The 9,673-nt window shown below is 44.9% G+C and carries 7 protein-coding genes; 4 read left to right on the plus strand and 3 right to left on the minus strand.

Going from position 1 to position 9,673, the window contains the following annotated elements:
• The first annotated feature begins 339 nt into the window (after positions 1–339).
• From ACJ751_RS05035 to ACJ751_RS05045, 3 genes are all read left to right on the plus strand, one after another.
• Entirely contained in the window at positions 340–1,695 is a 1,356-nt protein-coding gene (locus ACJ751_RS05035) for a Gfo/Idh/MocA family protein (RefSeq protein WP_407744281.1), read from the plus strand.
• A 31-nt stretch (positions 1,696–1,726) separates the two neighbouring features.
• Positions 1,727–2,782 carry a PmoA family protein gene (locus ACJ751_RS05040; RefSeq protein WP_407744282.1) on the plus strand — a complete coding sequence of 352 codons (1,056 nt, stop codon included), beginning with the start codon at positions 1,727–1,729 and terminating at the stop codon, positions 2,780–2,782.
• 410 nt (positions 2,783–3,192) lie between these two features.
• Positions 3,193–5,760, plus strand: coding sequence for a PAS domain S-box protein (locus tag ACJ751_RS05045; protein ID WP_407744283.1), 2,568 nt, complete (start codon positions 3,193–3,195; stop codon positions 5,758–5,760).
• A gap of 213 nt (positions 5,761–5,973) precedes the next feature.
• Here ACJ751_RS05045 and ACJ751_RS05050 read toward each other — a convergent pair whose 3' ends face one another.
• Complete coding sequence (locus tag ACJ751_RS05050) at positions 5,974–7,572, minus strand: Na+/H+ antiporter (protein WP_407744284.1); 1,599 nt, start codon at positions 7,570–7,572, stop codon at positions 5,974–5,976.
• Positions 7,573–7,690: 118 nt separating this feature from the next.
• Between ACJ751_RS05050 and ACJ751_RS05055 the strand changes: the two genes are divergently transcribed.
• Positions 7,691–8,788 (plus strand): AI-2E family transporter, encoded by a 1,098-nt coding sequence (locus ACJ751_RS05055; RefSeq protein WP_407744285.1) that lies wholly within the window; start codon positions 7,691–7,693, stop codon positions 8,786–8,788.
• A 26-nt stretch (positions 8,789–8,814) separates the two neighbouring features.
• On the opposite strand, the gene ACJ751_RS05060 is transcribed toward ACJ751_RS05055, so the two are convergent.
• A complete protein-coding gene (locus ACJ751_RS05060) occupies positions 8,815–9,399 on the minus strand; it encodes a TetR/AcrR family transcriptional regulator (RefSeq protein WP_407744286.1) in 585 nt (194 codons plus the stop codon).
• Between the two features lie 41 nt (positions 9,400–9,440).
• On the minus strand, positions 9,441–9,673 hold a 233-nt coding region (locus ACJ751_RS05065), incomplete at its 5' end, for an SDR family oxidoreductase (RefSeq protein WP_407744287.1).

The following is a 9,673-nucleotide window of genomic DNA, read 5'->3' on the forward strand; positions in this document are numbered from 1 at the left end:
ATTCCAATAGGGCAGAGGGCAAAGGGCAAAAGGCAGAGATGAAAGGCGAAACCCCAAACCCCAAACTCAATAACTAACAAACTCAATAACTTAAGAACTTAATAACGTAAACTTAGAACCACGAAAGCAGAACGTTAAACCAACGCTTCTTCCTCGTCAATGATCAACTGATCACCCCCATGCAACCAATAACCCGTAATATGCATCTTGAGTCCTTCGGAATTGTCCATTAAACAATTATAACTATTTAGTAATTAATATATTCCTGTTATTTTTTAATGCTTAAATTGTCGTGGCGTTCCTTAATTTTAAGGCCAACCAATTTAATAATTGCCGAATATGAAAAATTCTCGTCGCGGGTTCATCAAACAAACCACTATGGCTGGCGCTGGATTATTAGTTGCCAAAGCCGGATTTTCTGCTCAAAGTTATAGAAGGATCATAGGTGCCAATGACAGGGTACGGGTAGGGGTAGTTGGTTTTTCAGACCGGCACCGCAGCTCGCATATGCCTTGTTTTATGAATCATTACAAGGAACTGAATTTTGACGTTGTTGCGGTCTCAGATATCTGGAAGAAAAGAAGGGAAGAAGGCGCTGCCCAATGGAAAGAAAAAATGGGCCATGATATAGTAGCCTGTCGCAATAATGAAGAATTATATAGTAAGAAACTGGTTGACGCCGTGTTCGTAAGCACAGCCGATTTTCAACATGCCCTGCATGCCATCGAAGCAGTAAAAGCCGGTTGCGATGTTTATTGTGAGAAACCATTTGCAGAAACGATGGAGGATAACCGCGCGGCGTTAAAAGCCATCAAGGCCACCGACAGAATTGTACAGATCGGTTCACAACGCAGAAGCGGGTCCAATTATCATGCAGCCGAAGAATTTATTAAATCGGGCAAGTTTGGTCCCATTACCATGGTAGAACTTACCTGGAATGTAAACCAGCCCGGCCGCTGGCGTCGTCCTGCTTTATTGAAAGAATTAAAAGAAGAAGATACTGATTGGAAACGCTTCCTCATGAACCGTCCGTTCGAAGCGTTCGACCCGCGCAAATATCTCGAGTATCGCCTGTTCTGGCCTTATTCCTCAGGGTTGCCTGGTCAGTGGATGAGCCACCAGATAGACACCGTGCATTGGTTCAGCGGCATTCCGCACCCGCGCAGTGTAGTGGCCAATGGCGGCATTTACATGTGGAAGGATGGCCGTAAGAACTGGGATACCATTACTGCTGTATTTGATTATGGTCCAATAAACGATCCATCAACCGGTTTCCAGGTAGTGTTTGGCAGCCGCATGCACAATGGCGATGAACGTCCGTCAGAAGTATATTTCTCCAATGGCGGCGAACTGAACCTCATCACCAATACTGTTTCACCCAAGGGCGGCTTAACGAAGAAGTTTGCCGATGAGATGGGTATGCAGCCAAACCTGTTGCCTGAGACCAGCCTGTCGAATACCGAAGCAGTAGTGGCCAGCGCCAATACCGGTGGCGATAAACTAACCAGCAACCACGTACGCAACTGGATGGAGTGCATCCGCAGCCGTAAACAACCCAATGCGCCCGTTGAAGCAGGTTACAATCACTCCATTGCCACCATCATGACCAATGCAGCTGTTCACTCGGGTACAAAGGCTACGTTCGATGAAAAAACACAGGAAGTAATGGTAAACGGCAAGCCATTTAAATATTAAGTATTTTAGTAACAACCATTTTATTATCCGTATGAAACAACTTTTCCTTTGGGCAATCGGCTCGTGTATGTTTTCGGTATCCTTTGCCCAGAAAAAAGAAATGGTAAAACTGGTGACTGAAAAAGACCAGACTACCATCAACGTGTTTATTGGTTCAAAACTGTTCACGCGCTTCATGTATCCCGATACAATTGCCAAGCCGGTATTGTATCCGATCTTTTCGGCCAATGGGGCCATGGTTACCCGCGGGTATCCTATTTTCACCATGCCCGGCGATCCTACGGATCATCCGCATCACCTGGGTTTGTGGTTCAATTTTGAAAATGTGAACGGGCTCGATTTCTGGAACAACTCTTTCGCTATTCCAAAGGAAAAGAAGGCGCTGTACGGAAACATAAAAACAGATCGCATCATTAAAAAGGAAGATGGCAATAAAGGCATCCTGGCCTATCATGCCAACTGGACCGATTCAAAGAACAATGTATTGCTGGAAGAAACCACGCAGTATGAGTTCAGCGGCAGCGGTAACCAACGCATCATTGACCGCATAACTACCCTGAAAGCTGATATGGATGTATTGTTTACCGATGCAAAAGATGGTATGCTGGGATTGCGGGTAGCGCATGAATTACAGATCTCCAGTAAAAAAGACCAGGTATTCACCGATAATAAAGGCATTGCTACAGTGGTAAAAGCCAATACCGACGCCATTGCCACCGGTAACTATATAACCAGTGCGGGCAAGGAAGGCGACAGCGCCTGGAGCACAAGGGCCGTGTGGTGCAAGCTGTTTGGCAAAATGAAGAACGATTCCATCAGTATTGCCATCATTGACCATCCCGGCAATATCAATTACCCCACTTTCTGGCATGCGCGGGGTTATGGCTTGTTTGCAGCCAATCCGCTCGGCGAAAAAGTATTCACCAATGGTAAGTCGGCCAAAAACCTGCAATTGAAAAAAGGGGAGACCGTGCGTTTTGTATATCGTATTGTATTTGATGAAGGTGCAACCACCATTTCAAGCGCACAGTTGAACCAGCTGGCCGATGAATTTGCCAAAGCAAAGTTTAAAGACATAGATAAATAAGCAGGGTACCCTTGTTTAAGCAATAAGCGTTGAACGGACAAATCACTCAAGATGATTTGTCCGTTTTTTTTATTGGAACCGTTTTCGTAAACATTTATCATCAAACTGATTAGGGCTAAGAAATTAAGCTAAACCCGTTTCAGCAGCACAAAACCCTTAATCAGGCACAATTATTTCTGCCTACTTATTAAATAAAATTGTAAATTTATTTTATCCCCTTTTCGGGCGGATCTTCCTACTGCACTAATCAAATTAATCCTGTTTTTATCCGGTAATTCCAAAGGCAAATGAAAATGATGTGACCTGATCCTGAACAAGCGATTATGCCGGTACCTGATGATTTAATCAAATACATAAACTTTTAAACTGGCTTTACCGCAAAGGCGGAGGTTGGGTAAAACGGTGGTAATATGCGTGTACATTCCAAGTCTAAACGGGATAAATTTCCTTCAGTTGGTAGTGCGGCTAATCCGGTTTTTAACTCCGTGTTCAATACACTCGATGTAGGAATACTGATTGTTGACAGTGAAGGTTTTTTTGTGGATATGAACGACTGCTATTGCCGCATGGTTGGGTATGAACGCAGGGAACTGACCGGTAAATATTTTCTGGAGATCGTGCCCGAGATCCAACGCGACTTCGCACTTTATACCTTTAATTCCGCCATGTCTTCACCCGTACCACGTCAAACGCTCACTGAATTTCCCATCCAACGAAAAGACGGTCACATCTTCGGGGTCAATTGCAAGCTGAGTATTCTTACCGAACCCGATGGCACCCGGTTTATGATGGTGGGCATAACGGATGTTACCGAAACCAATAATATTAAACACCTGTTGGAAGAAACGGAACTGGCAACAGGCATTGGGGGCTGGCAGCTCGATGTGCAAACCAACCGGTTATCATGCACAGAAGGCATGTATAAATTATTGGGATTACAGAATTACAATACGATCTCCTGGGAAGATATCCTTTCCTTCGTTGGCAATGAGGCATACGTGCAGTTTAAACAGGCGGTGGACATGGCAGTGGAAAAAGGCACGGCTTTTAATATAGAACTGGATTGTTCTAAATGCCCTTCGGGAAAATGGATGAGGGCCATTGGCCGGCCTAAACAGCTCTTCAATAAAACCATTCAGCTATTTGGCACTTTTCAGGATATAACGCAGGATAAGCAGCTTGAACACATGCTTTACCTTGATCAGTTGAAATACAGGGCTGTTGCCAACAGCAGCCTGTATGCCTTTATTTTGGGTAAACCGGAAGGGACCATACAGGAAGCAAATAAGGCTGCCTGCCAAATGTTTGGTTATACGGAAGAAGAATTCAGGAATTTGAAGCGTAAAGATCTGGTGGAAGAAACAGAAGAATTTCTCGCATTGCTGGAAGAACGGTCAAAAAATGGTTTTGTGCAGGGAGAACAGATAAGCATCAGAAAGAATGGCGAGCATTTTCCCTGTGAGTTCTCGTCGGTTTGTTTCAAAGATCTGAACGGGGAAGAAAAGATGATTAACATTCTGCGTGACATCTCTGTTAAAAAATTGGCGGAAGAAGAATTAAAAAAACTTTCTTCTATAGCCCGCGAAACACTGTGCCCCCTTATCATTTGCGACGTAAATAGCAAGATCCAATGGATCAATGCGGCGTTTACCAGGGTAACAGAATATACGTTGAAAGAAGCCGTTGGCAGAAGGCCGGAAGATTTTTTATATGGGGAAGAAACCGACCGGAAGGCCATTAAAAACCTGCTTGAAAATAAAAAAACCGGCCGCACCTTCGATACCGAAATATTGATCTATGCCAAATCGGGCCGCAAGGTGTGGATTGCCATACAACTACAACCGCAGTTTAATAAACAGGGCAAGCTTACCGGTTATTTTGCTATTGGCATTGATATCACCGAACGCCGGCATTCGGAAGAAATAATTCTGCATAACCAGAAACTGCTGCAACAGGCAGAGCGCATTGCCTGCCTGGGCAGTTGGGAAACCAATCTCAAGACCGGTGTTTCCTCCTGGTCCGATGAAATGTACCGCATCTTTGGCTGGAATACGGATAATGCAGTGCCATTCCAGGGCCCGCAATTATCTACCCTTCACCCCGACGATATGGATTATGTGGTCAACAGCATAAAAGATACTATTGAGGGGAAGGGTGATTTTGATATAGAACACCGCGTGGTTCGTCCCGATGGCAGCACACGCATTATACATTCACAAGGACAGTTAATCAAAAATAATCTGGGTGAACCGGAAAAACTGATCGGTGTGGTGCATGATATCACCAACGTGAAGCAGGCCGAAGAACAACTGCATAACCACAAATTAAAGCTGGCAGAAGAAAGAGTGGAACACCAACGGCTGGTTGCCCGCGCAACGATCAATACCCAGGAAAAAGAACGATCGGATATAGGGAAGGAATTACATGATAATGTAAATCAGATCCTGGCTTCAGCCAAATTGTTCCTGTCGTCGCCATTCCTGGAGGGAGATGAGCGGGAAAAGTTTACCAACAAAGCGGCAGAGCATATTCATATGGCCATAGAAGAGATCCGCAAGTTGTCAAAATCACTGGTATCACCCAGTGCAGCCGATCTGGGCATTATTGAGACCATCAATGATATGATCGCTGATATCAGGTGGGCGCAGAAAATTGAGATAAATTTTAACTATGCCGGCATCGATGAATCGAGACTTGATAATGGTTTAAAGTTGACCATCTATCGAATTGTGCAGGAGCAAATGAATAATATATTAAAGCACGCCGAAGCCTCTCTAATAACCATCACCTTAAAAGAAAACAAGAAGAAACTCATTCTTACCATATTCGATAATGGAAAGGGGTTCGATGCGCAAACCAGGCGCCGCGGCATTGGCCTGAACAACATCATTAACCGCGCCGATGTGTTTAATGGAAATGTTGATATTCAATCAGCACCGGGGCAGGGGTGTATGGTAAGAGTAGTATTTGATATGTAGTTTTAAGTTAAAGTTGAGCGTTGGTGGTGCTAAGTTTCAGTTCTTAAGTTAGGAGGTTTGTAAGTTCTTGAGTTTGTTAGTTCTTTAGTTATTGGTTCGTAAGTTATTGGGTTCTTGGGTTGCCGACTACCGATTCACGATCTGCTTCTTGTCAACTCCGTCAACTTGTTAACTTGTCAACTTGTTAACTGATCAATTGGTTAACCGGTTAACTCATCCCCTCAACCTCGCTTCCTCCAGATCCAGTTCCCACTCGCGTTCCCGAATCAATTCCTCACTAAACGTATTATGATGACGGAAATACGCCAGTTCGTGGCGGCGTATTTCCACCAGTTCCAGCAGCATTTGCCGGTAATGCGGTAAGAATGTTTTTTCTTCTTCCGGCAATTCCCGGGCATCCAGTTTTTTCTGCGTGATTTCAATCATGCGGGCATAGCGCTCGCGTACGCGTTTGTAGGTTTCATTCGTTTCTATTTCATTTGAATATTTGTCATCGATGTGCGCCAGTACGGCATTGGCCAAACGCAGCCGCATATCGAGCATCTGCATATTTTCAGTATCCTTTTCATCGCCTTTTATCTTCAACAGCCTGATGACGGGCTTCAGGCTCAAACCCTGTAACACCAGCGTAAACAGGATCACTACAAAGGTGATAAACAATATGAGGTTGCGATGCGGGAACGCCTGGTTATTGGCCAGGGTAAGCGGTACGGCCAGCGCAGAGGCCAGCGATACCACGCCGCGCATGCCACTCCAGCCGGTTAATAATATCAGTTGCCAGCCTGGTCTTGTTTCTTTTTCGCGAATGCTTTTAAACAGCAGGCGGGGTAAATATGCGCCGGGGAAAACCCATAAAATACGAATGGCGATGGTTGCCAGACTAATTATTATAGCATAGGAAACGGCCTGGGCAACGGAATAGTTTTCCATGCCTTTTATGATCCCGGGCAATTGCAACCCGATCATAATAAACACTACACCGTTCAATAAAAATACCAACGTATCCCATAATCCCATTACCTGGATGCGGGCTTCATAACTAAAAATATCCTGCGAACGGTACGTGAGGAACAGTCCGCCTGCTACTACTGCCAACACGCCCGATACATGAAAATGTTCAGCCGTGATATACATGATGTATGGCGTAATAAGCGTGAATGCCGCATCGATGGCCGGGGTAGTAGGAAAGTACCGGTGAATGGCATAAGCAATATGGGCAATGGCCAACCCAATAAGAAGGCCCGCAATGGCCACCACAAAAAAGGTTTGGGTGGCCTCCCAAATGTTAAACTGACCGGTAACCACAGCGGCCAATGCAAACCGGAACACGATCAGGCTCGCCGCATCATTTACCAGGCTTTCACCTTCCAGGATGGTGGTCACGCGTTTGGGAACTTTCAACCCTGCTAAAACAGAGGTGGCTGCAACGGCATCGGGTGGTGAAATAATACCACCCAGCAGAAAACCGGCTGCCAGGGAAAAATCGGGGATCAGCATTTTCGAGATCCAGGCCACCGCAGCGGAGGTGAAGATAACCAGTCCGAACCCCAACATACTGATAGGTCGTTTGAACTTCCAGAAATCGTTCCAGCTGGTATTCCAGGCGGCTGCATACAACAGCGGCGGCAAAAAAATAAGGAACACCAGGTCGGGTTGCAGGGTGATGTGGGGAATACCCGGGATCAGGCTGATAAGCAGGCCACCTATTACCAGGAAGATAGGGTAGGCTATCTTCAGTTTGCTGCTAAGCATGGTAAGGAAACTTATAACAAACAAAAGGCATAAAACCAGTAATAGGTTATCCTGTATCATAGTTCGCAAATCTACAGTTGTACAGCCAAATGGCCATAAAACAGGGTGGGGGAACGGCGGCCCGGGAATTGTATAGTAAAAAAAGGGAAACGTTATCCCCTGTCTCTAAATCATTAATATGGATCCTGTCCGCAAAACTCCCTTTGTAATAATTGCAGCCCAGGTAGTTGTAGGCCTTTTTATATTCTTTTATATCTTATATATCGGGCGCGATATCATTCTGCCTGTTGTGTATGCCGGCGTTTTTGCCGTTTTATTAAACCCGCTGGTGAACAGGCTTACCCAACACCGGGTCAACAGGGTGCTGGCCATATTCATAGCAGTTATAGTAATGTTGTTGCTGATCGGCGGATTGATCTTTTTTGTTATCAATCAATCCATGCAGTTTGGCGATACCCTGGTTACGCTCGAACATAAAATTAATAGTATGCTGCAGGATGTAAGCGCGTGGGCCGCCAAAACATTTAATGTAAGCCGCGCCAAAGTGAATAGCTGGGTAGTAGACACGGAAAACAAACAATTAAATGAATCGGCTGCTATTGTGGGGCAAACGCTTGTCACGGCCACCAATATACTTAAGCTGTTCTTACTGATACCTGTGTACGTGTTTATGTTTCTTTTTTATAAACCCCTGTTGCTGGATTTTATTTCCCGCCTGTTCCGCCGGGAGAGCCATGAAACGGTGAGTGAGGTATTGTTTGAGACCAAAACCCTGATCCAGAGTTACCTGGTAGGCTTATTGCTCGAAGCGGCCATTGTGGCTACCTTAAATGCAACGGGATTGTTATTGCTGGGAATTGATTATGCAATATTACTCGCCATCATAGGGGCGTTGTTAAATATTATTCCCTACATAGGTGGTATTATAGCTGTTGTGCTGCCGGTATTGATCGCTTATACCACCAAATCGCCGGCATATGTAGTGTGGGTACTTATTTTGTATGCCGTGGTACAGTTTATAGATAACCATTATATAGTACCGAAGATCGTTGCGTCCAAAGTGCGCATCAATGCCCTGATGTCGATCATTGTGGTTTTTATTGGCGGGGCTATCTGGGGCGTTGGCGGGATGTTTTTGTCAATACCGCTTACGGCTATTGTAAAAGTTATTTTCGACCGCATTACTCCGCTGAAACCCTGGGGCTTTTTATTAGGCGATACCATGCCGCCCATCGGGAAAACTATTTTTAAAACACCACCGCGGGTAAAAAAATAAAACCTCCCCGGCATGCCGGGAAGATTTTATTCATCCAGTATAGAAAGGGAGAGATTCATTGTTTCGCGTAAGACCTGTACATCGGGACGGGGCTTGCCTGTTACCCGTAGCCCAACCAGGCTATTGTACAAATGCCTGCCTAATGCTTTGGGACTAAACTTTTTTGAAATTTCTCCTTTAGTTTGTCCTTCTTTCATCAGCGTGCTAAACACCTGTTCCATTTCTTCCATACCTGTAACAAAAAGGTTCAACACATCCTTATCAACTGCTCCCAGCTCCATGGTCATATTGATCATCAAACAGCCCTTGCCTTCCTTGTCGGCTAATATATCCTTAATGGTATAGTCGAAAATAGAACGGATCTTTTTTTTGGGACTTTCCGATTTGGCGCATTGTTGTTCCAGGCCTTCCTTTTGAACGCACGTATAATAGGTAAGGCTTTTCAGAAATAAGCCATACTTATCTTTAAAAGTATCATATATGCTCGACCGGCTTAAACCGGTTGCCTGTACCAGATCATCCATCGAAGTGCCATTGTATCCCTTTATACAAAAAACCTCTTTTGCTTTTTGCAGCACTTCTGTTTCATCAAATTGTTTTGTCTTTGGCATGAACTGTATTTGGAATATTTATTCCAAAATTACCACAAAAATTACAAACCAACCATACCACCATCGGCGATCAGTTCAGCGCCCAATACAAAGGTGCTGTCATCTGAAGCGAAGAACGTAGCAACCCTGGCAATTTCAGCGGGGTCTCCCAGCCGGCCTATTGGCACCTGGCTTAGGATGGATGCTTTCATGTTATCCATCTGTTCAGCAGGTATACCCGTTTTACCGAAAATAGGTGTTGACACCGGACCAGGACTGATGGCATTCACGCGTA

Source organism: Niastella sp. (assembly GCF_045805085.1).
Classification (GTDB): Bacteria; Bacteroidota; Bacteroidia; order Chitinophagales; family Chitinophagaceae; genus Niastella.

What these genes read in the sequence shown, in the direction of transcription:
- ACJ751_RS05035 (WP_407744281.1), top strand. Translation starts at nt 340, where the DNA reads ATGAAAAATTCTCGTCGCGGGTTCATCAAACAAACCACTATGGCTGGC.
- ACJ751_RS05040 (WP_407744282.1), top strand. Translation starts at nt 1,727, where the DNA reads ATGAAACAACTTTTCCTTTGGGCAATCGGCTCGTGTATGTTTTCGGTA.
- ACJ751_RS05045 (WP_407744283.1), top strand. Translation starts at nt 3,193, where the DNA reads ATGCGTGTACATTCCAAGTCTAAACGGGATAAATTTCCTTCAGTTGGT.
- ACJ751_RS05050 (WP_407744284.1), bottom strand. Translation starts at nt 7,572, where the DNA reads ATGATACAGGATAACCTATTACTGGTTTTATGCCTTTTGTTTGTTATA.
- ACJ751_RS05055 (WP_407744285.1), top strand. Translation starts at nt 7,691, where the DNA reads ATGGATCCTGTCCGCAAAACTCCCTTTGTAATAATTGCAGCCCAGGTA.
- ACJ751_RS05060 (WP_407744286.1), bottom strand. Translation starts at nt 9,399, where the DNA reads ATGCCAAAGACAAAACAATTTGATGAAACAGAAGTGCTGCAAAAAGCA.